This window comes from Fictibacillus solisalsi (assembly GCF_900103485.1).
In the GTDB taxonomy this organism is placed as follows: domain Bacteria; phylum Bacillota; class Bacilli; order Bacillales; family Fictibacillaceae; genus Fictibacillus_C; species Fictibacillus_C solisalsi.
Map to the genome: position 1 here is coordinate 120,918 of NZ_FNHW01000003.1, position 22,957 is coordinate 143,874.

Below are 22,957 nucleotides of genomic sequence, written 5' to 3' on the forward strand. Positions count from 1 at the left end.
TGTATAAAAGGAGTGAGAATTTGTGAATAAAAAAGCAGGGCCGTTGTTTTATCTCTTACTTGCTGTCTTTGTATTCCTTGTTATGTTTCCGTTTTTATGGATGCTTGTGAGTTCCATCAAACCAATCAATGAACTGTTCGGCGACAAAGCATTCACACCGTTTACCAGTCGTCCGACGTTTGATAATTATATTTCGGTCTTCACCAATTATCCATTTCTGAAATATTTATGGAACAGTTTTGTAGTGTCGGGCATCACGACGCTCTATACGGTTCTGATCGCATCCTTTACGTCCTATGCGATTGCACGGCTTAAATTCAAAGGGAAGACTGTCATTCTGGGATTGGTATTATCGGTCTCTATGTTTCCGCAGATTGCGACGATTTCACCCATCTACATCTTATTGAAAAATATCGGCCTGACCAACAGCTATCTCGGACTGATCATCCCTTATACCACCATTACACTGCCACTTTCGATCTGGATTCTGGTTACGTTTTTCAGAAAGATCCCGTTTGATCTTGAAGAGGCAGCCAAGATGGATGGAGCCACTTTGATGCAGACCTACTGGAAGGTAATCCTTCCGCTGGCCGTACCCGGTATCTTCACTACTGCCATACTGGTTTTCATTGCAGCCTGGAATGAATTTCTGTTTGCATTGACGATTAATACGGATGATAAATTCAAAACTGTGCCAGTGGGGATCGCCATGTTTGAAGGACAATTCACTGTACCATGGGGTGATATCACCGCGGCCACCGTTATCGTCACGGTTCCACTTGTCATCATGGTACTGCTTTTCCAGCGCAGAATCGTGTCAGGGCTTACCTCGGGTGCTGTAAAAGAATAAGAGTAAAGACCGGCAGTTCCACTGGCCGGTCTTTTTTTCGGTTAACAGAAGTTTTATTCAAACCCAATTTAAGGGTACACTGTTAGTAACTAAGGACGAAACAGGGAGTGAGAAGATGAAACTAACCGTTATCGGCTATTGGGGCGGCTATCCGGGAAAAGGGGAAGCCACCTCGGGCTATCTGCTGCAGCACCACGGGTTTAATCTATTAATCGATTGCGGAAGCGGAGTTCTCTCCGGGCTGCAATCCTATATTCGGCCAGAAGAATTGGATGCAGTTATCCTTTCTCATTATCATCATGATCATGTGGCTGATGTTGGTGTTCTCCAATACGCCAGGCTTGTCCAATCCTTTCTGCAGTCACGCGTTGAGACACTGCCGATCTACAGCCACCATGAGGACCAGCAAGGCTTTGCGAACCTGACTTATCGTGATGCAACCGAAGGAGTTGCCTATGTTCCAGAAGAAAGCCTGACTGTCGGACCGTTTTCCATCACCTTTCAAAAAACGAAGCATCCGGCTGTTTGTTATGGCATGAGAATAACAGCGGGAGACCAAACCATCGTTTATACAGCGGATTCTGCGTATCTTCCAGAGTTTATTCCGTTCAGTACCGGAGCAGACCTGCTCATATCAGAATGCAACTTTTACAGCGATCAGGATGGCAGCGGCCCGGGACATATGAATTCACATGATGCAGGAAATCTGGCGGAAGCGTCAGGTGTGCCGTTTCTTCTTCTGACTCACCTGCCTCATTTCGGTGACCGGAAGCAGCTGATTTCTCAAGCGAGAGAAAAATATGCAGGACGAATTGAAGCTGCATACGCAGGCTGGACATGGGGAAATTGAAAAGCATCCATAAATTGTTACCTTTACGAAAGTCAGACAGCTTGCTATTCTTTTAAAAGAGTTGTATAACGAAAAAGGAGAATTTTTTTCTAACTGAGCAGTGAAGGAGAATAGGTCTATGCTGTTTATCGATAATCGTAATATTACAGATCCAAGGGTGAATTTGGCTATTGAAGAATTCGCATTAAAGCATCTCGATATTAATCAAACCTACCTTTTATTCTATATTAATGAACCTTCCATTATCATTGGGAAAAACCAGAATACAGTAGAAGAAATCAATGCTAATTATGTGAGAGAGCATAACATTCATGTGGTCCGCCGGCTGTCAGGAGGGGGCGCCGTCTATCATGATACCGGCAATTTGAATTTCAGCTTTATTACCAAGGATGACGGAAATTCCTTTCATGATTTTAAAAAGTTTACTGATCCTGTCGTAAAAGCACTGAACAAATTGGGTGTGCATGCGGAACTGACTGGAAGAAACGATATTCAAGTAGACGGAAAGAAAATTTCCGGAAATGCCATGTTTACGACGAAAGGGCGAATGTTCAGCCATGGAACGCTGATGTTTGACTCGGAAATCGAAAACGTAGTTTCTGCCCTTAATGTAAAAATGGATAAAATCCAGTCCAAAGGCATTAAGTCCATCCGTAGCCGTGTAACCAATATCCGTGATCATCTGGATCAGGATATGACAATGGAAGAGTTCAAGCAAACGCTTCTCGCCTACTTATTTGAAGAGTTTGAAGAAGTGCCTCGTTATGAACTGACGGAAGTAGACTGGGAGAAAATCTATAAAATCTCAGAGCAGCGTTACGATAACTGGGATTGGAACTATGGAAAGTCTCCCAAATCAAACGTGGAACTCTCCAATCGGTTTGCTGGGGGCTCAGTAGAAGTGAAGCTGCAGATCGAAAGAGGCATCATGAGGGAATGCAAAATTTATGGAGACTTTTTCGGAGTCGGCGATGTGCACGATATTGAGGAGCGACTGATCGACAAACGCTATGACCGGGAAGAAATTGAGAAAGCGATAAAAGACATAAACATGCGCCATTACTTTGGCAACGTTACAAAAGAAGAATTTTTAGATTTACTTTATTAATATACAATCATGGAACACAGCGGACGGTGCAGGAATTAGAGCACACCCCCGCTGTGTTTTTTTGATTGTTTTTTAGAGTCAAAATCAACACTTGCAAGAACCTTACATGCTTAACGGAGATTTGACAGAATAATTGTAAAACGGTAAGCTTTAGAAAAACGTATTACATATAAAATGCAACCGAAAATAAAACGTCATATTATTCCGCTCGCTAATGTAAGGGCTTACAAATCTGTTCAAGAGGTGAATAGCTGTGATCTTTAATGTAGAAATGGAATGCATGGACCAGGAGGAAAAGCATAACCTTCAACTCTCAAGGCTGAAAGAAACCGTGGAGAAGGTGTATGAAAGGGTACCGTTTTACAGAAAAGCGTTTGCGGAAAAGGGAATCGCCCCTGAAGATCTTCGCTCTTTGGAAGATATAAAAAAGCTGCCGTTTACGGTAAAAAAAGATCTTAGGGATAATTATCCGTTTGGCCTGTTTGCGGAGGAAACGAAGAGTCTTGTCCGCGTACATGCTTCATCCGGTACAAGCGGCAAACCGACTGTTGTTGGATATACGGCTAAAGATATTGAAAACTGGAGTGAAATGGTGGCCAGGAGCATTGCCATCGGCGGGGGAGAACCCGGGAAGTTTTTGCATAATGCATACGGGTACGGCCTGTTTACCGGGGGACTCGGCCTTCATTATGGATCTGAGCGGCTCGGAATGGTTACGGTTCCTGTCTCAGGAGGGAACACGGAGCGTCAGATTCTGCTCATTGAAGATTTCAAGCCTGAGGTTATCTGCGGAACGCCTTCTTATGTACTGACCATTGCAGAAAAGATGGAGAAAATGGGCAAAGACCCGCGTTCAACGTCTTTAAAATACGGGATTTTCGGAGCGGAGCCATGGTCTGAGGAAATGAGGGCAGCACTTGAAGAGAAGCTTGATATTAAGGCAAATGACATTTATGGGCTGAGTGAAGTAATGGGTCCTGGCGTAGCGATGGAATGCCATGAGGCTCAAAATGGTCTGCATATCATGGATGATCATTTTTTTGTCGAAGTAATTGATCCAAAGACACTTAGGCCTCTTCCTGAAGGAGAGCCGGGAGAACTGGTGTTTACCAGTTTAACGAAGGAAGCCTTTCCGGTGATCCGTTACCGTACTGGGGATATTGCATCGCTTCATAAGGGTAAATGCGCGTGCGGCAGAACATCGGTCCGTATGTCCAGGGTAAAAGGACGCATTGATGATATGCTGATTATCCGCGGGGTAAATGTGTTTCCTTCAGAAATTGAGAACTGTCTTCTTAAGATGGACGAGCTTGTTCCTCATTATCAGCTTCATGTTCATGCCGATGGATTCAAGGAAAAAGTGGAGCTGCATGTTGAAATGACAGAATCGTACTTCACGTTAATCGGGCAAAATGCAGATCATGCCCAAATGGACAGCTTGAAACATCAAATCAAACAAGCGGTCAAAAGCAGTTGTCTTGTGAACCTGGACATTCATGTACTTACGCCTGGATCCATTCCGCGTTCGGAAGGAAAAGCTGTCCGGGTTGTGAGGCATAAAACCGCTCAACTGGGCGTTTAGGTGGTTGTTATTTATATGACGTTATTTTATAATAACGGTAAATAAACGTAATATAATTAGGAGGGACTATTGTGCAGGCAGGTCTCAGGTTTGAGCAGTTGACCAATGAAGAGAAGCACCAGCATTTTATGGAAAGAATCAACCGCGGTGAAAAGATAGAAGCAGATGACTGGATGCCGGATGATTACCGAACCAGCCTGATCCGTCTGATTTCCATGCACGGCATTTCAGAAATTATGGGAGCGCTTCCAGAAAAGGAATGGGTTCCAAAAGCGCCGTCTCTTCACCGTAAACTGGCCATCATGGCGAAGGTGCAGGATGAAATGGGCCACGGACAGCTCCTGTTGCGGGTGGCAGAGGATCTCATGGCGCCGCTTGGTAACACAAGAGAAGACATCATGCAGGATCTTTTTTCCGGAAAATTAAAGTTTCATAACGTGTTTCACATGGAAGCGCCAACCTGGGGAGATGCCGGAATGATTGCCTGGCTGGTGGATGGTGCGGCCATTATTTCACAAAGCATGATGCTTGATTCCTCCTATGGCCCTTACGCAAGGGCGTTAAAACGAATTTGTGCCGAAGAGGTCTTTCATGCGCAGCACGGAGAGAGCATCATTCTCGCTTTGGCGGAAGGAACACCGGAACAACGCGAGCTTCTGCAGGATGCCCTTAACCGCTGGTGGACATCGCTAATCATGTTCTTTGGTCCTAAATCGGCCAAAGAAACCGGCAATTCCAATGCAGACAGAAATATCATGTACAAAATCCGGACCAAGACCAATGAAGAACTGAGACAGGAATTCTTCACAAAATATATCCCAAGAATTTGGGCACTCGGTCTTACAATTCCTGATGAGACCATTCACTTTGATGAAGAAACACAGCTGTGGATTTACCAGGATGTAGATTGGAGCGAGTTTAAGCAAATTGTTTCCGGAAACGGCCCCCGTTCACAGGATCGCCTGGATCTAAGAAGAAGATCCTATGATAACAATGGCTGGGTTCGTGAGGCGCTTGCCGCCCAAAAGGCAATCTGAGGAGAGTGTAAACGGATGAGCGAGCAAGAAAATCAATTTTATAACGTGTATGAAGTGTTTAGCAAAAAGACGGATAAAGCTTCGTTTCAGCATCAGTTCAGCCTGCTGGCTCCGAATGCTGATATGGCCCTTGTAATGGCGAAAGAGAATTTCTTCCGAAGGGAAACGGTCGCAGACATTTGGGTAGTCAAACGGGAAAATATTCGCGGCCTGACACAGGGTGAGCGGGAAATGCTGAAGCGGATGGATAAAAACTACCGGGAAACAAAAGGATACGGCTATTTAAAGAAAAAGTGGCGCGACTACAACCAAGAACAGTTTACAGAGAAGCACATCATGGGCGGAAGGGAAGAGAGCCGGTGAACAAGGCAATGAACGAACAGGAGCAATCAGCGCTAATAGAACTGATCTACCAGCTGGGGGATGATGACTTCATTCTGGCCTACAGAGGTTCTGAGTGGCTCGGGTTGGCACCTCACATCGAAGAAGATGTGGCCTTCTCATCCATCAGCCAGGATATGATGGGCCATGCCACAATGTATTATCACCTTTTGGAGGAATTGGGGGAAGGCGATGCCGATGGCTTGGCGCACCTCAGAAAACCGGGAGCCTTCCGCAATGCCATTTTGCTTGAAAAAGTAAATGGCAGCGGTACCTATCTCGAGAAGCCGGATTATGACTGGGCGTTTACGGTTGTAAGAAACTACTTTTATGCGGTACACAAACAGATTCGTCTGGAATCTCTCAGACTGTCAACCTATGAGCCGCTTGGGGATGCGGCAAGAAAGATTATGACCGAGCAGTACTATCATTTAATGCACTGGGAGCTGTGGTTTAAGCAGCTTGTGACAAGTACCGATGTGGCCAAAAAGCGTATGCTTTCGGCAGTAGGGAAGGTGTGGAAGGATTTCGGCGGGGTGCTTACGCTCGGCCCTTCCTACAGTGAAATGGTAAAAGCCGGATTCATAGAGGATGAGAATCTGTTGAAAAAACGCTGGCTGAACCGAATCGATAGGATATTTGAGGAAACAGGGGTTCCGCCGCAAGGTGAGCCGCTGATCGAAAGCGGAAACGGAAGAAAGGGTGAGCATACGCAGGATCTCGCAGACGCACTTGCCACTCTATCAGAAGTCTATGCAACTAACCCGGCGTCCGGCTGGTAAAAAAGGAGAGAGAACATGGAGGCGGTGTTGCAGTCTATGAATCTCAAAGAAAAAGTCCTCTTGGCGTTAAAGGAAGTCAAGGATCCGGAAATTCCATCCGTTAGCATTCTTGACCTGGGTATGGTGGAGGATGTGCTGGAAACGGATGGCTCAGTTGTAATCAAGGCGCTTCCAACGTTTATCGGATGCCCGGCGCTTCATATCATTGAACGGGACATAAAAAAAGCAGCGAGTGAAGTAGCTGGTGCTAATGAGGTAAAGGTAGACTTCGTGTTCTCACCCTCCTGGACAACAGATCGTATTACGGAGGAAGGGAAAATCAGGCTTAAGGAATTTGGCATTGCCCCGCCTCCGGCAAATCACGTGATGGGTGAACCATGGAGCATTGACTGTCCATATTGCGGATCTTCCTATGTCACGATGGAAAACATCTTCGGACCCGCCGCCTGCCGCAGCATTCTTTATTGCAAGTCTTGCAAAAATCCGTTTGAAGCCATGAAGCCCGTAGCAGATATGAATTAAAAGAAAGACAGAACACCTAAAATCCATAACATGAGAGGAAGATACAAATGGTCAAATTAATCGCCCTTTACAAAACTCCGGAAAACAAGGAAAGCTTTGATGAGCACTATTATGGTACGCATACGGAAGTAACGAAAAAAATTCCGGGTCTTCGCAAGATGGAGGTCACCCGAATTACAGGCTCGCCAATGGGAGACAGCAAGTACTATTTGCTCTGCGAAATGTATTATGATGACCATGAATCCCTGCAGGCAGGCATGAAGTCTGCGGAAGGAAAAGCTTCCGGGAAAGATTTAATGTCATTTGCAGGGGACCTGGTCACATTGATGATCGGTGAGGAAGTAAATGGCTGATTTTCAAAGCATAAAAACAAAAGTGGAGGACGGAATAGCGCTCATTGAATTAAACCGTCCCAATGTGCTGAATGCGATCAGCAGAGGCATGGTCACTGAGATCCGCTCCGCCTTTGAAACGTTTGACAAAGAGGATGCGGTTAAGGTGATCGTTCTCACTGGAAACGAAAAAGCATTTGCCGCAGGTGCGGATATCGATGAGATGGCGGAGGATGATGCGGTCACGCTTGAACTGCTTAATCAGTTTAAGGACTGGGATCAACTGCATACTATCAAAAAGCCAGTGATCGGAGCGGTCAGCGGCTATTGCTTTGGAGGCGGATTTGAGCTCGCCTTATGCTGTGACATCCTGTTTGCCTCTGAAAAGGCTCAGTTTGGCTTTCCAGAAATTAAGCTCGGTGTTATGCCCGGTGCGGGAGGCACAGTCAAACTGACAAAACTGATGGGACCAAAAATTGCTCTCGAATGGCTGTGGCTCGGTGAACCGATGACAGCGAAGGAAGCGCAAAAACACGGGATCATTAACAGAACTGTCGCTCCAGAACTTGTGGTGGAAGAGGCCATGAAGTTTGCCCGTATCCTTGCCTGTAGAGCCCCGCTGTCTCTTCGGCTGATTAAAGAATCTGTTCAGTATGCGGCCGGTCATTCGGTGCATGACAGCATGCAGTTTGAAAGAAAGAACTTCTATCTGCTGTTTTCTTCTGAAGATCAAAAAGAAGGAATGAAAGCTTTTACTGAAAAACGGCACCCCCAATTCAAGGGAAAATAAGGAGGAGCGGTCCATGTTTGAAACGATTAACTATGAATCCAGAGCCGGGGTGGCCTGGATCACCCTGAACCGGCCGGAGAAGCTTAATGCCTTTACGGCAGTGATGCATAAGGAAATGCTGGCTGCTTTAAAGAATACAGGAAAAGACAAGGACATTCGCGCCATTGTCATTACAGGAGCCGGCAGGGCTTTTTGTTCCGGCCAGGATCTTGGCGGCAGCGATAATCCGGATTATGGCGAAGTGCTCCGTAAAGGGTATAACCCAATGATTCAGGAGTTGGTTTCGATCGAGAAGCCTGTCATTGCTGCTGTCAATGGTGTGGCTGCAGGAGCGGGGGTGAGTCTGGCCCTTGCTTGCGATTTCAGAATCGCTTCGGAAAAAGCAAGCTTTATTGAAGCTTTCATCCACGTGGGTCTCGTACCTGATTCGGGCAACCTATATTTTCTTCCACGGCTTGTCGGCCATGCGAAAGCGATGGAGCTTGCAGTGCTGGGTGAAAAGATTTCTGCAGACCAGGCGAAGGAATTGGGGCTCGTGACCAAAGTGGCAGAAGAGGAAGTCTTTATTCAGGAAGTGGAGACCTTTGCTGTCAAGCTTGCCAGCATGCCGACTAAAGCCATCGGGCTGATCAAACGATATATGAATAAAAGCTGGGAAAGTGATCTGAGCGAGGTTCTGGAATATGAAGCTCTTGCCCAGAAAACGGCAGGCAGCACCGAGGATCATAAAGAAGGGGTTTCGGCATTTATGGAAAAACGAAAGCCTGAGTTTACGGGAAGATAATAGACAAAAAAGCGGGCTGAACGGCTCGCTTTTACGATATTCTTAGGAAGTGGAGGAGATGGCGTTGATGGAATCCATCGTTGTTGTGGGGTCAGGTGTAATGGGAAGAGGCATTGCGTATGCCGCGGCGGCAGGAGGTTTTCATGTGCAGCTGGTGGATGTGCAGGAAGAAGCGCTGCAAAAGGCCCAAGGAGAAATAGAAACGATTTTTTCAAAAGGTGTTCAAAGAGGAAAGCTGACCGAGGAGCAGGCAGAAGATGCCAGACAAAGACTTTTTTACTCGAGCTCTCTTTCAGATGCTGTCAGCAGTGCTGATTTGGTCATTGAAGCAGTACCTGAGAATCTTGAGATAAAAAAAGCTGTGTTTACTGAGCTTGATCACGCTGCGCCGCCGCATTGTTATCTGGCCACCAATACATCGACGATGAGCCCGACAGAAATCGGGTCGTTTACCTCACGTCCGGATAAAGTGATTGCCATGCATTTCTTTAATCCGGTACATAAAATGCCTCTGGTTGAAATTGTCCGCGGCCACGAAACAAGTGACGAGACGGCACAGGCTGCCAAAGAAGCAGCTGAGCAGATGGGAAAAGAAACAGTGGTGGTCAATGAATTTCCGGGCTTTGTAACGAGCCGGATTTCGGCGATGGTCGGAAACGAAGCCTTCTATATGCTTCAGGAAGGTGTCGGTACACCGGAAGAAATCGATAAAGCGATCAAGCTCGGTCTGAATTATCCGATGGGACCGTTCGAGCTGGGTGATCTGGTGGGACTGGACACGCGCCTGAATAATTTAAATTATCTTCATCAAACGCTGGGAGAAAAATACCGTCCATGTCCGCTGCTTGTTAAGTATGTGAAAGCAGGACGGCTTGGCCGGAAGACAGGACGCGGGGTTTATGATTATACAGCGGTGAAGGGCGGCGTGACGAAATGAGAGAGGTCGTAATTGTAGATGCCGTCAGAACGCCAATCGGCAGGTATAAAGGCATTCTTAAATCTGTCAGGCCGGATGATCTGGCCTGCATCGCCATCAAGGCGTTGCTCGAACGAAATCCGGCTGTGCCAGTCTCACAGATTGAGGAAGTGATCCTTGGAAACGCCAATGGTGCCGGTGAGGATAACCGGAATGTGGCCCGCATGGCTGCTCTTCTAGCCGGTCTTCCCGTCGAGGTTGGCGGAACAACGATCAACCGTCTGTGCGGTTCGGGGCTGGATGCGGTCATTTATGGAGCCAGGGCGATAATGGCCAATGAGGGAGATATTTTTATTGTTGGCGGAACGGAGAGCATGACAAGAGCTCCTCTTGTGATGGCAAAACCGGATACAGAGTTTCCGCGCGGCGACATGAAAATGTTTGACACGACGATCGGGTGGCGGTTCATCAATCCACTGCTCAATGAACGGTATGGTACCGACTCCATGCCGCAGACGGCGGAGAATGTGGCGCAGCGTTACGGCATTACCCGTGAGGCGCAGGACCAGTTTGCTGCAGATAGCCAGCGCAAAGCCCAAAAAGCGATAGAAGAAGACCGGTTTAAGGACGAAATTATCCCGGTCAGGATTAAAGATAAAAAAGGTAATGTAAGCATTATTTTTGACCAAGACGAGCACCCCCGCCCGGGCACGACCATTGAAAAACTGTCCCAGTTGAAGCCTTTGTTCCCTGGCGGAACCATTACAGCAGGAAACGCCTCAGGAGTAAATGACGGTGCAGCAGCACTGCTTTTGATGAGTGCGGAAAAAGCGAAGGAGCTTGGTCTTACGCCGCTGGTTCGTTATAAGGCGTCGGCAGTTGCGGGACTCGAACCGGCAGTCATGGGTCTCGGACCGATCGAAGCGAGCAGAAAAGCCGTGCAGCGGGCAGGCCTCAACATGCGAGATGTGGAGCTGGTGGAATTGAACGAAGCCTTTGCATCCCAGTCGCTCGAATGCATGAATCAGCTTGAGCTAGATCCCCAAAAGGTGAATGTAAACGGTGGTGCCATCGCATTCGGCCATCCGCTCGGTGCGAGCGGGGCCAGAATCATGACCACCCTTATCCACGAAATGAAAAAACGAAAAGCCAAACACGGGCTGGCAACGATGTGCATTGGTGTTGGCCAGGGCATTGCTGCAGTTGTTGAAAACATAGAATAAAGGAGAGGACCACATGCCAGAAACCATTCTTTATGAAGTGAAAAATCATATTGCCTATGTCACGCTAAACCGTCCGGAGGTTCTTAACTGTTTCAACTTTCCCACTCTCCAGCGCCTCGCCGAAGTAGTTGAAGAAATTCATCACAATCAGGACGTGCGTGTTGTTATTTTTACCGGTGCGGGTGAAAAGGCCTTTAGCGCAGGTGCCGACCTGAAAGAGCGGCGCACCCTTTCTGAAGCAGATGTAAAGCGGAACGTGCGGAAAATTCGCGATGTTTTTTCCAGCATTGAGGCGCTTCCGCAGCCTACCATTGCAGCCATCAACGGCCATGCGTTCGGAGGTGGTTTTGAGCTGGCACTGGCTTGCGATATCAGAGTATCGTCGAAAGCAGCTTCCATGGGACTTACCGAGCTGAGCTGGGCAATTATTCCGGGTGCAGGGGGCACACAGCGGCTTCCGCGCCTGATCGGCCAGGCAAAAGCGCTTGAGCTGATCCTGACGGCAAAAAAACTCAGCGCTGTTGAAGCAGAGCAATGCGGCATTCTAAACCGGACTGCATCCAGAGCAGAGTTGATGGCAGTATGCGAGGAGTATGCAGCGGCTATATTAAAGAATGGCCCGGTTGCTGTACAGCAGGCGAAGTATGCCGTCAAACACGGAATGGAAACCGATCTGCAGACCGGACTGGCCATTGAAGCCAAAGCGTATGAATTGACGATTCCCACAAAAGACAGGGTGGAAGCGCTTGAAGCATTTGGTGAAAAAAGAGCGCCTGTTTTTAAGGGAGAATAGATCAGGGGACGCAGATGTCTTGTTCTGGCCCCCGGGTTTTGGTAGGATAAGAGTCATTAAAAATGGACAGCAAAGCAAATGAGGGAACATGATGCAAAACAGTTTAAATACACGATCAATGATTTTTACACTTTATGGGGATTATATCCGGCACTATGGAAATGAAATCTGGATCGGAAGCCTCATCCGGCTCCTCGAAGAATTCGGCCATAATGAGCAGGCGGTAAGAGCCGCTATTTCACGGATGAACAAACAGGGCTGGATTGTTTCCCGCAAACAGGGGAACAAAAGCTACTATTATTTAACCCCGCGCGGTGTCAGGCGGATGGATGAGGCGGCCAAACGGATCTTCAAGCTTCAGCCGGAAAAATGGGACGGATCCTGGTATATGTTCACGTACACCATTCCCGAGGAAAAGCGGAGCATCAGGGATGAGCTGAGAAAAGAGCTCGTCTGGAGCGGCTTTGGTCTGTTGGCCAACAGCTTTTGGATCTCTCCGAATAACCAGAGGGAACAGATTAAACAGATGATGGAGAAGTATGAAATACAGGATTTTGTCCATTATTTCACGGCAAAATACGAGGGCCCGCACAAGAACGCGGAGCTCGTCAATGAATGCTGGGATCTGGCGGAAACGAATAAAAAGTATGATGAATTCATTAAAACGTATTCCCAGAAATATGTGATTGATAAAAATAAAATTGAAAAAGGCGAAATGAGCGATGGAGAATGCTTTGTGGAGCGCACGAAGCTTGTCCATGAATACCGGAAATTTCTGTTTGTAGATCCCGGCCTTCCGCAGGAACTGCTGCCCTCCGACTGGCTCGGAGATTATGCGGCCTCACTTTTCGGCGATTACTACAGGACACTCGCAGTTCCTTCAAGCTCCTTTTTTGAAAAGATCTATCAGGAGGGGAATGAGCTGAAGAAGGATAAATCCTATAATGCGCTGAACCATCCGCTCATTCAGGAGCTTTAAGCCTTTTATCTCAAACAAAAAGCACTTCCGGCGCAAGGGAAAGTGCTTTTTTAAAACGTTATTTTAATTCTTGTTTACATTGCTGTCCTTTTTGCCGGTATGTTTCGATGGTTAACGAGATGAGCTCTAAATCCTTGTCAGTGAGCTCTCTGACCACCTTGCCTGGGGAGCCCATCACCATCGTCCGGGGAGGTATTTTCTTGCCGGATGGAACGAGAGTGTTCGCGCCAATAAATGCCTGCTCACCAATCTCGGCTCCATCTAGAATCGTCGCCCCCATTCCGATCAAGGCACCTTTTCGGACAGTACATCCATGCAGGATCACATTGTGTCCGACGGAGACCTCATCTTCAAGGACAAGGGGAAATTGTTCATAAAGGTGCAGCGTGCAATTGTCCTGTATGTTGCAGCGGTCACCGATGGTAATGGGTCCTTCGTCTCCGCGAAGAACGCTGTTGAACCAAATACTGGATTCCTTGCCGATGGTCACATCGCCAATAATATGTACGCCTGGCGCTGTAAAAGCGCTTTCATCAATTTGCGGAGTTTTTCCATTAAATGGATAGTTCATGTGCAACATCCTTCCTTTGTTTTACCTAAGTATAACAGATTCATAGAAAGGTGAGAGAAGATGAACAGAGTTTGCAAGCAATTGGGAATCAGCTATCCGGTTATTCAGGGAGGGATGGGAAATGCCAGCAATGCCCCTTTGACAGCCGCGATTTCAAATGCAGGAGCTCTCGGCACCATTGGAGTTGGCACCCGCTCTCCTTCAGAGGTGGAAACGCTTATTGCGGAGACCGCTTCAAAAACAGAAAAACCATTTGCGGTGAACGTCCCTCTCACCGTGGCATCCAACCTAAAAGAAATTTTTGAACACATTATTAAATACCGGGTACCGGTGGTTTCCCTATCAGCGGGAAATCCGGCCCCCTACATTTCCCGGCTGCGGGCGCACGGCACAAAAGTCATATGTGTCGTGGGATCGGTCTATCATGCCAAAAAAGCAGAAGATGCAGGAGCGGACGTAATTGTGGCGGAGGGATATGAAGCAGCCGGATTAAACTCTCCGTTTGAGACGACAACCATGACCCTGATCCCGCAAGTGGCAGATGCGATAAACATACCGCTGGTGGCTGCCGGCGGAATAGGGGACGAAAGAGGTATGGCGGCCGCCATGGTACTGGGAGCGGAAGGTGTCCAGCTCGGAACGCGGTTTATATCGGTAAAGGAAGCGCCGTTTCACCTTCGGTACAAAGAAGCTCTCATTAAAGCAGGAGACAGGGATACCCTGGTCGTGGGCCGGTCGGTCGGCCGAATAAGAAGAGTGATGCGTACGCCTTATTCGGAGAAATTGCTGTCTCGGGAAGAAAAGGGAATTACGCTTGCGGAATTTAATGAGGAGACAGCTGAAGACCGCCATTTGGCCGGTGCCATGGATGGCGATTTCGAAAAAGGGTATATCAACAGCGGCCAGGTCGCCGGCCTGATTAAAAACGTGCCCTCTGCAAGTGAACTGATCCAATCGATCATGGAAGGAGCATCTCTAACCCTCCAAGACCAGTCAGAGAAAACCGCCCAGTGGCAAAACGTGAAATAGCCTTTTAAAGGACTGGGATTTATAATATAATAAATTTTGTAAATAGTTCGACAAATTACAGGGACATGGCCGTTCAACAAGGACTGCAGCACGATAGGGAGATGTCTGACGGAGTAAAAAGGGGGAAAAAGAGAATGAAAAGGTGGAAAAGCTTGCTTGGCGTTTCTCTGGCAGGAGTGTTGCTGCTTGGCGGCTGCGGCACAAAGGATGGAAAAGAAGTGAATGGTGAAGCCAAGAATAAAGAGATCAAAATTGGAGTCACCCAGATTGTGGAGCATCCATCACTTGACGCTGCTTACAAGGGGTTCAAAAAGGCGATTTCAGCCAATGGACTGAAAAATGTGAAGTATGATGTTCAGCTTGCCCAGGGCGATCCGAACAATTCACAGACCATCGCAAAAAATCTGGTTGGGGACAATGTGGATTTGATTTTTGCCAACTCCACCCCGAGTGCGCAGCATGCTCTTAATGCGACAAAAGATATTCCTATTGTGTTTACATCCGTTACCGACCCGGTGGGAGCAAAGCTCGTGAAAAGCTTTGACGAGCCGGGAGACAACATTACGGGAACGACGGACACGCATCCTGATGCCATCCCAAAAACCATTGAATTTATTGATAAAGAAACCGACGCCAAAACCGTTGGCCTTATCTATAACAAAGGGGAACAAAATTCTGTCGCTCAGGTGGATCTTGTAAAAGATGCGATGAAAAAATCAGATCTCAAGCCGGTTGAAGTCAGTGTATCCACTTCAGCGGATGTGAAACAGGCAGCGGAGTCCCTTGTGGGTCGTGCGGATGTTTTCTACATTATCACCGATAACACGGTCGTTTCTGCTCTGGAGTCCGTCATCAGTGTAGCAGAGGATAAAGATATTCCAATGTTTGCCGGTGAACTGGATTCAGTAAAGCGAGGAGCCTTTGCCGCTTATGGATTTGATTATTATGACATTGGTTATGAAGCAGGAGAGATGGCGGCTAAAATCCTGAAGGGTGATAAAAAACCAAGCGAACTAAAAGTGCAATATCCTCAAAAGCTTAAACTTGTGATTAATAAAAAAGCAGCAGAATCGATGGGTGTCAAACTGAAGCCGGAATGGAAATCCAGAGCTGAATATACCGAGTAATTATAAAATAATTACCGAGTAATGCATATGTGTTGGGTTTGGCACAGAATGTCTTTGGGTCAAATCCGGCACGTTTTTTATGAGATTTTTGTAATTTTAAAGCTTTTGAGAATATATTAAATGCATTTTACAGGAGGTATAACATAATGTTTGCACTCTTTAGCGCCTTGGAGTCCGGGGTCATCTACGCCATTATGGCTCTCGGGGTATACCTGTCCTTCCGGATTCTGGACTTTCCCGATCTGACGGTAGATGGCAGCTTTGTTACAGGAGCAGCCATTTCAGCCACGCTGATTGTGCACGGTCAGAATCCATTTTTGGCCACCATAGCAGGCATGCTGGCGGGCTTTATAGCGGGCTGTATCACAGGGATTCTGCATACAAAAGGAAAGATCAATCCGCTTTTGTCAGGTATTCTTATGATGATTGCTCTTTATTCCATCAACCTTCGGATCATGGACCAGCGGTCGAATGTTCCGCTTCTCGGTGAAGATACTTCGTTTACACTCATCACGGGTTTTTGGCAGAAACTCGGAATTGACGGCACGGTCAATAACCTGCTTACAGCCATCGGATTGGGAGAAAGCCTGCCAAAAACGTGGGGGATATTTTTTGTCATGGCTATTGTTACGTTATTGATCAAGTTTGTCACCGACTGGTTTTTGAGAACGGAGGTCGGCCTGGCAATACGTGCAACAGGCGACAATAAGCGTATGATTCGGAGCTTTTCCGCAAACACGGACAGCCTGACCGTTTTAGGATTGGGTCTTTCCAACGCATTGGTCGCGTTTGCTGGAGCACTGATTGCTCAATATGGAGGATTTGCTGATGTAGGAATGGGAATCGGGATGATCATTATAGGACTGGCTTCCGTTATTATTGGTGAAGCACTGTTTGGTACAAAATCGATTGGCCGGGCAACACTTGCTGTCATCCTGGGAGCGGTTGTCTACCGCATTATCATTGCTTTCGCCCTGCAGATTGAATTTTTTGAAACCGGTGATCTGAAGCTGATTACAGCCCTCATTGTAGTTTGTTCACTTGTTCTGCCTAAATTGCTTGATGCACGAAAAGAGCAGGCAAGAAAAGCGAAGAGAAGACAGCTTCACCGTCAGGCTCTGGAAGGAAAGGGTGAAGAAATTGCTGCAACTAAAATCGGTTCATAAAATCTTCAACGAGGGTACACCAGATGAAAAAATTGGCCTGTCCAACATCCGGCTGGAACTTGAACCCGGTGACTTTGTTACCGTCATCGGCAGCAACGGAGCAGGAAAATCCACTCTCATGAACGTGATTTCGGGCGTTCTTTATCCGGATATGGGCGAACTGCTAATCAAAGGCAAAAGCGTCCTCAACCTTCCTGAGCATAAACGGTCAAGGTTTATTGGCCGAGTCTTTCAGGACCCCATGGCAGGTACAGCTCCGACCATGACCATCGAGGAAAACCTCGCCATGGCTTATGCGAGAAACAAGCGAAGATCGCTGAAGCGGGGCATTACAAAGAAATCAAAGGAGTTTTTCCAGGAAGCTGTAAAATCATTGCATTTGGGACTGGAAAACCGTTTTACGGCCAAAGTAGGCCTGTTATCCGGTGGTGAGCGCCAGGCGCTTTCCTTGCTGATGGCAACATTCACCGAACCGGATATCCTGTTGCTGGATGAGCACACAGCAGCACTGGATCCTTCCCGTGCCGCCCTGATCACGGATTTAACAAAAGAGATCGTTTCAAAGCACGGCTTAACCACGTTGATGGTCACTCACAATATGCAGCAGGCCATCGATCTTGGAAACCGCTTGATCATGATGGATAAAGGTCAGATCATTTTGGATGTGGATGAGGAAAGCAAGAAGCAGCTTACTGTGGAACGGCTGCTGGAAGAGTTTCAAAGAATCCGCGGAGAAAAAATGGCTAGCGACAGGGCGTTGCTTTCATAAACGCTCCTGTAACTCTTTATCAGAGGGGAGAACGCTGAGACGCCTTGATTTTTCTATCCAAAACAGGTAGACTTTGAGCTTGTATATACGGTAGGAATCAAAATCAAGTGGGAGGAAATTTTTATTGAAGCAGCATGAGCAATGGACGTCAAAATTGGCCTTTATCCTGGCAGCAGCAGGTTCTGCGATCGGGCTGGGGGCGATATGGAAATTTCCTTACGTTGTAGGAACAAGCGGTGGAGGTGCATTCTTTTTACTCTTTTTGCTCTTTACCTTTATTATTGGTTTTCCTCTCCTGATGGCCGAGTTTGTCATTGGCAGGGGAGCACAAAAGGAAGCCATTACAGCGTACCGGATTCTTGCACCAGGCTCCAAGTGGCCCTGGCTTGGAAGAATGGGAGTGGCTACAGCCTTCATTCTTTTATCATTTTATAGTGTAATCGGCGGATGGGTGACGCTTTATTTATATAAAAGTGTGACAGGTCAGGTGTTTGGCCAGGATTACAGCGCTTTGTTCGGAAGCTCCATTTCAAATTCAGCCGCTGTAGTGCTTGCACAGTTTGTATTTATGGCCATCACGATTTTTGTTGTGTCCAGAGGTGTAAAAAGTGGGATTGAAGTGGCGAACAACATCATGATGCCGGCTCTTTTCGTCATGTTTGTCGTTCTGATCCTCCGCTCTCTGACCCTGGATGGGGCAATGAAAGGCGTTGAATTTTTTCTGAAACCGGATTTTTCATCCATCACCGGGGAATCGGTTCTGTTTGCTCTCGGCCAGTCCTTCTTTTCACTGAGTGTAGGGATTTCCGTGATGGCCACCTACAGCTCTTATCTGTCAAAAGAGGAGAGTCTGCCGAAATCCGCTACGACAATTGTCAGCCTTAACGTTGTGATTTCATTACTTGCGGGATTGGCGATTTTTCCTGGTGTCTTCTCGCTTGGCTTAAAACCAACCGAAGGGCCGGGACTGCTGTTTGTCGTTCTGCCGGCGGTGTTTGAAAAAATCGTTTTTGGCCAGGTTTTCTTTGTGATTTTTCTCGCTTTGTTTTTATTTGCGACACTCACTTCGGCATTTTCCATGCTGGAAATTATAGTAGCTTCCATCATTAAGGACGACGTTTCAGAGCGGGCAAAGTGGTCCTGGATTATGGGAATCCTTATTTTCCTTGCAGGAGTTCCTTCAGCACTTTCAATGGGCGTATTGGGTGACATTACACTGTTTGGCAAGAATATATTCGATTCACTTGATTATCTTGTCAGCAACATTCTTCTTCCGCTCGGGGCGCTCTTTATTGCATTGTTTGTTGGTTTCCGCTATCCCAAAAACAAGCTGTACGATGAGTTTACAAGCGGGGCAACAGTGGGAAGAAAAAGTTTTGCGCTTTGGTTGTTATTGATCCGTTATGTTACGCCAATCGTTATCTTAATTGTTTTCTTAAATCAGATCGGGCTGTTTTAATACACTTCGATAACTTTTCAAGGAAAAGCCGGGCTTGCACATGGTCCGGCTTTTTTGCGCATTTGAGCATGACATAACTTGAAATCAAAGGGTACTCATTGACTGATCATTTAACAAAATGATATTATAACGTTAAGAAAACGTCATATAATTATTGAGTTGAATAGTATGGAGCAGTAGAGGGCATGGACCGGGAATTGGAAAATGTCCTTATTCTTTGCGGTTTAACAATTTCATAATGAGGTGAAAAGATGAAACCAGGGATGAAGATTGGGAATACGGCAACGATAACAGCCACAGTTACACCCGAAATGTTTGCACAGTTTGAGGGAAAGCTGGTTCATCCGGCCTATTCTACCGTTTCTATGGTTTACCATATGGAATGGGCGGCAAGGCAAATTATTCTTCCCTTTCTAGAAGAGGAAGAGGAAGGAATAGGCGGTGGCATAAAAGCAACTCATCTGGCTCCCACACCTGAAGGTATGACCCTATCCATCACCGCAACGCTGACGAAATTGAAAGGAAAGGCTGTGATTTGCGAGGTAGAGGTACGTAATGAAAAAGCGGTGGTGGGCCAGGGAGAAGTCACGCAATATATTTTGCCCAGGGAACATATCTCGAAAAAGCTGGAAGAGATGAAAGTTTTATAGATTGAAATGTAAGCGCTTACTTTAAAGCGACAAAGAGTCAAAGGATCATCAGGGGGGAGAAAGCATGTTTGAAAAAATATCGCAGCATGAACAAGTTGTATTCTGCAATGATCCGGCTAGCGGGTTAAAAGCAATCATCGCCATACATAATACCACGCTTGGGCCGGCTCTGGGGGGGTGCAGAATGCGGCCGTATAAATCCACAGATGAAGCACTTGAGGATGTACTCCGGCTGTCCCGTGGCATGACCTATAAATGCGCAGGAGCCGACGTCGATTTCGGCGGAGGAAAGTCGGTCATCATCGGAGATCCTACAACCGATAAATCTCCCGCCCTGTTCCGGGCGTTTGGCCAGTTCGTAGATTCATTGAATGGAAGGTTTTATACCGGCACAGATATGGGGACAACGCCGTCGGATTTTGTGCATGCATTAAAGGAAACCGAATGTATTGTCGGAGTGCCGGATGAATACGGGGGAAGCGGTGATTCTTCTGTTCCGACAGCCCAGGGTGTTATTTACGGATTAAGAGCCACCTTGCAGAGCCTTCTTGGAACCGAGGATCTCTCCGAAATGTCCTACAGTATCCAGGGACTGGGAAAGGTTGGATATAAAGTGGCTGAGCAGCTGATAGCGGCAGGCGCCCGGGTCTATGTAACCGACATTAATCCGCAGGCAGAAAAAAGCATTGTGGAGCGGGCCGAACTTCTTCCCGGAAGCGTGGTAGTGGTTGAGGGGAACGAAATCTACGGAGTGGATGCGGATATTTTTGTTCCCTGTGCGCTCGGGGGTGTCGTGAATGACGAGACCATTGACAGGCTGAAGGTTAAAGCGGTAGTGGGGAGTGCGAACAACCAGCTGCTTGAAGATAAACACGGAATCTACCTCCAGCAAAAAGGGATTCTGTACGGACCGGATTATATCGTGAACGCAGGAGGGCTGATCCAGGTAGCCGATGAACTGTACGGGCCGAACAAAGCGCGCGTGCTGAATCAGACAAAGGCCATCTATGACTCTCTTCTTGAAATCTATAAACAAAGCAGGGAGCTGAATCTTTCAACCATGGAAGCAGCAAATCGTTTTTGCGAAGACCGGATCGAGCAGAGAAAGAAGCGAAACAGTTTCTTTTCCCATCATAAGCGGCCAAAGTGGAGTGTCAGGCATTAGAAGATCCTAAAACCGAGGAGGAGCTAACATGGAGAACCAATTTCCAAAAAAACAAATTCTGAATGAAGATGGCGTAGTGGTGGACGATGTCTATAAAAGCATGCTGGACGAGAGCCTTGTAAAAACACTGTATACGAAAATGCTGAGAGCACGGCTGTTCGATCGAAAGGGTGTCAATCTTCAGCGTCAGGGGCGCATCGGCACCTATGTTCCTTTTGAGGGCCAGGAAGCGGCGCAGATCGGCAGTTCGATGGCAATGGAGGAAGGAGACTGGATGTTTCCGACCTATCGTGATCATGGGGCTACCTTAACGTTTGGCCATTCGTTAAAGAATGTGCTTTTGTATTGGAAAGGACGCCAGGAAGGCTGTATCCCTCCAGAGGGAAAAAAGATTTTTCCTCCTGCTGTGCCCATCGCTTCCCAGTTGCTCCACGCTGCAGGAGCGGCATGGGCTGAAAAAATGAAAGGAACGGACCGTGCCTCCATCGTTTATTTTGGGGATGGCGCTACATCTGAGGGCGACTTTCATGAAGGTTTGAATTTTGCCAGTGTGTTTAACATTCCGGTGGTCTTTTTTAACCAGAATAACGGGTATGCCATATCAATTCCGGTTGAAAAACAAATGAAATCCAAAACAATCGCTCAAAAGGCAGTCGGGTATGATATCGAAGGCATCAGGCTGGATGGAAATGATGTGTTTGCGGTTTATTTCCATACGAAAGCAGCGGTGGAGAAGGCCCGTTCAGGCGGTGGTCCGACGCTGATTGAAGCGGTTACCTGGAGATATGGAGCTCATACAACAGCAGACGATCCGTCCAAATACAGAGACCAGGATGAAAGTATGATCCGTCGTGAAACCACGGATCCTCTTGCTCGTCTTGAGAAGTATATGCAGCAGGAAGGCATCTGGGATTCTTCATGGCAGAAACAGCTGGAACAAGACATTACTCTGGAAATTGAAGCCTCGGTACATGAAATGGAGAACGAACAGCCACCGCATGTGAATGATATGTTTGACCATGTGTTTGCCGAAAATCCATGGCCCATTGAGGACCAAAAAGAAGCATATGCACTTGTGAGGGGGGAATAGCATGGCGACAGCAGCAGTTGGCACAAAGAAACTGACACTTGTTCAAGCAGTTACCGATGGACTGAGAACCATGTTGAGAGAAAGTGAAAATGTGATTGTTCTCGGTGAGGATGTCGGACGAAATGGAGGAGTATTCCGGGCAACCGACGGTTTGATGGAAGAGTTTGGGGATCAGCGCATTATCGATACGCCGCTCGCCGAGTCTGGCATTATTGGAACCTCGATCGGCCTTGCCATGAACGGATTCCGGCCGGTTGCCGAAATGCAGTTTCTTGGATTCGTCTATCCGGCATTTAACCAGATTATGACGCATGCATCCAGAATACGCTCCAGAACGCTCGGAGCATTTACCGTTCCCCTGGTCATCCGTGCGCCATTTGGTGCCGGAGTACGTGCGCCGGAAATTCATTCAGATTCGGTTGAAGCCCTGTTTACGCACATGCCGGGCATCAAGGTTGTGGTGCCGTCCAATCCATATGACGCGAAAGGGCTGCTCATTGCGAGCATCGAAGACCCTGACCCGGTTCTTTTTCTGGAGCCGATGAGATGTTACAGAAGTTCAAAGATGGACGTACCCGAAAGCAAATATACCGTTGAAATCGGAAAAGGCCGCGTGATGAAGGAGGGGGAACACGTCACCCTTTTGACCTATGGCGCCATGGTTGACGCTTCTTTAAAAGCGGCGAACGAAGCTGAAAGCAAAGGGATCAGCGTGGAGGTTATCGATCTGCGGACACTGTATCCGCTGGACAAAGAATTGATTGCCCGGAGTGTTCAGAAGACGGGGAGAACGGTCATTGTCCATGAAGCCCCATCCACCGGCGGTCTGGGGGACACTCTCATTTCGCTCATCAATGACACGTCTTTCTTATACATGAAGGCGCCTGTCGAGAGGGTTACCGGGTTCGACACACCTGTGCCGATGTTTGCACTGGAAGATCATTACCTTCCCAATGCAGCAAGAATTACATCTGCAATTCATAAAGTGATCAACTTTTAGGA

General features: G+C 47.3%; 25 protein-coding genes. 24 read left to right on the top strand and 1 reads right to left on the bottom strand.

Annotation, left to right across the window (positions count from 1 at the left end):
* Positions 1 to 22: 22 nt before the first annotated feature.
* The 15 genes from BLT53_RS20130 (at position 23) to paaX (ending at position 12,929) form a co-directional block, all read left to right on the top strand.
* Positions 23 to 850 carry a carbohydrate ABC transporter permease gene (locus BLT53_RS20130; protein WP_090237791.1) on the top strand — a complete coding sequence of 276 codons (828 nt, stop codon included), beginning with the start codon at positions 23 to 25 and terminating at the stop codon, positions 848 to 850.
* A 115-nt stretch (positions 851 to 965) separates the two neighbouring features.
* Entirely contained in the window at positions 966 to 1,700 is a 735-nt protein-coding gene (locus BLT53_RS20135; RefSeq protein ID WP_090237794.1) for an MBL fold metallo-hydrolase, read from the top strand.
* A gap of 118 nt (positions 1,701 to 1,818) precedes the next feature.
* Positions 1,819 to 2,808, top strand: a complete 990-nt coding sequence (lplA, locus tag BLT53_RS20140; RefSeq protein WP_090237797.1) for a lipoate--protein ligase — start codon at positions 1,819 to 1,821, stop codon at positions 2,806 to 2,808.
* 271 nt (positions 2,809 to 3,079) lie between these two features.
* Positions 3,080 to 4,390 carry a phenylacetate--CoA ligase PaaK gene (paaK, locus tag BLT53_RS20145; RefSeq protein WP_090238087.1) on the top strand — a complete coding sequence of 437 codons (1,311 nt, stop codon included), beginning with the start codon at positions 3,080 to 3,082 and terminating at the stop codon, positions 4,388 to 4,390.
* Positions 4,391 to 4,518: 128 nt separating this feature from the next.
* Positions 4,519 to 5,427, top strand: a complete 909-nt coding sequence (gene paaA / locus BLT53_RS20150) for a 1,2-phenylacetyl-CoA epoxidase subunit PaaA (protein ID WP_425284725.1) — start codon at positions 4,519 to 4,521, stop codon at positions 5,425 to 5,427.
* Positions 5,428 to 5,442: 15 nt separating this feature from the next.
* On the top strand, positions 5,443 to 5,790 hold the full coding sequence (gene paaB, locus BLT53_RS20155) for a 1,2-phenylacetyl-CoA epoxidase subunit PaaB (protein ID WP_090237803.1): 348 nt from the start codon (positions 5,443 to 5,445) through the stop codon (positions 5,788 to 5,790).
* A gap of 8 nt (positions 5,791 to 5,798) precedes the next feature.
* Positions 5,799 to 6,590 (top strand): 1,2-phenylacetyl-CoA epoxidase subunit PaaC, encoded by a 792-nt coding sequence (paaC, locus tag BLT53_RS20160; RefSeq protein ID WP_090238090.1) that lies wholly within the window; start codon positions 5,799 to 5,801, stop codon positions 6,588 to 6,590.
* A gap of 15 nt (positions 6,591 to 6,605) precedes the next feature.
* Positions 6,606 to 7,112 carry a 1,2-phenylacetyl-CoA epoxidase subunit PaaD gene (gene paaD, locus BLT53_RS20165; RefSeq protein WP_170834446.1) on the top strand — a complete coding sequence of 169 codons (507 nt, stop codon included), beginning with the start codon at positions 6,606 to 6,608 and terminating at the stop codon, positions 7,110 to 7,112.
* A gap of 47 nt (positions 7,113 to 7,159) precedes the next feature.
* Positions 7,160 to 7,465 carry an EthD family reductase gene (locus BLT53_RS20170; protein ID WP_090237806.1) on the top strand — a complete coding sequence of 102 codons (306 nt, stop codon included), beginning with the start codon at positions 7,160 to 7,162 and terminating at the stop codon, positions 7,463 to 7,465.
* The gene (locus BLT53_RS20175) at positions 7,458 to 8,234 is read left to right on the top strand and encodes an enoyl-CoA hydratase/isomerase family protein (protein WP_090237809.1); all 777 of its coding nucleotides are present in this window, start codon (positions 7,458 to 7,460) and stop codon (positions 8,232 to 8,234) included. The genes BLT53_RS20170 and BLT53_RS20175 overlap by 8 nt, the downstream gene beginning before the upstream one ends.
* Before the next feature lie 13 nt (positions 8,235 to 8,247).
* Positions 8,248 to 9,018: an enoyl-CoA hydratase-related protein gene (locus BLT53_RS20180; RefSeq protein WP_090237812.1), complete on the top strand. Its 771-nt coding sequence runs from the start codon at positions 8,248 to 8,250 to the stop codon at positions 9,016 to 9,018.
* A 64-nt stretch (positions 9,019 to 9,082) separates the two neighbouring features.
* Positions 9,083 to 9,955, top strand: a complete 873-nt coding sequence (locus BLT53_RS20185) for a 3-hydroxyacyl-CoA dehydrogenase (RefSeq protein WP_090238094.1) — start codon at positions 9,083 to 9,085, stop codon at positions 9,953 to 9,955.
* Entirely contained in the window at positions 9,952 to 11,157 is a 1,206-nt protein-coding gene (locus tag BLT53_RS20190) for a thiolase family protein (protein ID WP_090237815.1), read from the top strand. Before BLT53_RS20185 ends, BLT53_RS20190 begins: the two co-directional genes overlap by 4 nt.
* 13 nt (positions 11,158 to 11,170) lie before the next feature.
* On the top strand, positions 11,171 to 11,950 hold the full coding sequence (locus BLT53_RS20195; RefSeq protein ID WP_090237818.1) for an enoyl-CoA hydratase-related protein: 780 nt from the start codon (positions 11,171 to 11,173) through the stop codon (positions 11,948 to 11,950).
* 91 nt (positions 11,951 to 12,041) lie between these two features.
* Entirely contained in the window at positions 12,042 to 12,929 is an 888-nt protein-coding gene (paaX, locus tag BLT53_RS20200; protein WP_090237821.1) for a phenylacetic acid degradation operon negative regulatory protein PaaX, read from the top strand.
* A gap of 58 nt (positions 12,930 to 12,987) precedes the next feature.
* Here paaX and BLT53_RS20205 read toward each other — a convergent pair whose 3' ends face one another.
* Positions 12,988 to 13,500: a gamma carbonic anhydrase family protein gene (locus tag BLT53_RS20205; RefSeq protein ID WP_090237824.1), complete on the bottom strand. Its 513-nt coding sequence runs from the start codon at positions 13,498 to 13,500 to the stop codon at positions 12,988 to 12,990.
* Positions 13,501 to 13,560: 60 nt separating this feature from the next.
* On the opposite strand from BLT53_RS20205, the gene BLT53_RS20210 reads away from it, so the two are divergent.
* From BLT53_RS20210 to BLT53_RS20250, 9 genes are all read left to right on the top strand, one after another.
* A complete protein-coding gene (locus BLT53_RS20210) occupies positions 13,561 to 14,529 on the top strand; it encodes an NAD(P)H-dependent flavin oxidoreductase (protein WP_090237828.1) in 969 nt (322 codons plus the stop codon).
* 134 nt (positions 14,530 to 14,663) lie between these two features.
* Positions 14,664 to 15,656, top strand: a complete 993-nt coding sequence (locus BLT53_RS20215) for an ABC transporter substrate-binding protein (protein ID WP_090237831.1) — start codon at positions 14,664 to 14,666, stop codon at positions 15,654 to 15,656.
* A 146-nt stretch (positions 15,657 to 15,802) separates the two neighbouring features.
* Positions 15,803 to 16,822, top strand: coding sequence for an ABC transporter permease (locus BLT53_RS20220; protein ID WP_090237835.1), 1,020 nt, complete (start codon positions 15,803 to 15,805; stop codon positions 16,820 to 16,822).
* Positions 16,797 to 17,591, top strand: coding sequence for an ABC transporter ATP-binding protein (locus BLT53_RS20225; RefSeq protein ID WP_090238096.1), 795 nt, complete (start codon positions 16,797 to 16,799; stop codon positions 17,589 to 17,591). Before BLT53_RS20220 ends, BLT53_RS20225 begins: the two co-directional genes overlap by 26 nt.
* Positions 17,592 to 17,715: 124 nt before the next feature.
* Entirely contained in the window at positions 17,716 to 19,050 is a 1,335-nt protein-coding gene (locus BLT53_RS20230; protein WP_090237838.1) for a sodium-dependent transporter, read from the top strand.
* A 251-nt stretch (positions 19,051 to 19,301) separates the two neighbouring features.
* Positions 19,302 to 19,700, top strand: coding sequence for a thioesterase family protein (locus BLT53_RS20235; protein WP_090237841.1), 399 nt, complete (start codon positions 19,302 to 19,304; stop codon positions 19,698 to 19,700).
* Positions 19,701 to 19,764: 64 nt separating this feature from the next.
* Entirely contained in the window at positions 19,765 to 20,865 is a 1,101-nt protein-coding gene (locus BLT53_RS20240) for a Leu/Phe/Val dehydrogenase (RefSeq protein WP_090237844.1), read from the top strand.
* A gap of 28 nt (positions 20,866 to 20,893) precedes the next feature.
* Positions 20,894 to 21,955, top strand: coding sequence for a pyruvate dehydrogenase (acetyl-transferring) E1 component subunit alpha (pdhA, locus tag BLT53_RS20245; protein WP_090237847.1), 1,062 nt, complete (start codon positions 20,894 to 20,896; stop codon positions 21,953 to 21,955).
* A 1-nt stretch (position 21,956) separates the two neighbouring features.
* Positions 21,957 to 22,955, top strand: a complete 999-nt coding sequence (locus BLT53_RS20250; RefSeq protein WP_090237850.1) for an alpha-ketoacid dehydrogenase subunit beta — start codon at positions 21,957 to 21,959, stop codon at positions 22,953 to 22,955.
* Positions 22,956 to 22,957 lie beyond the last annotated feature (2 nt).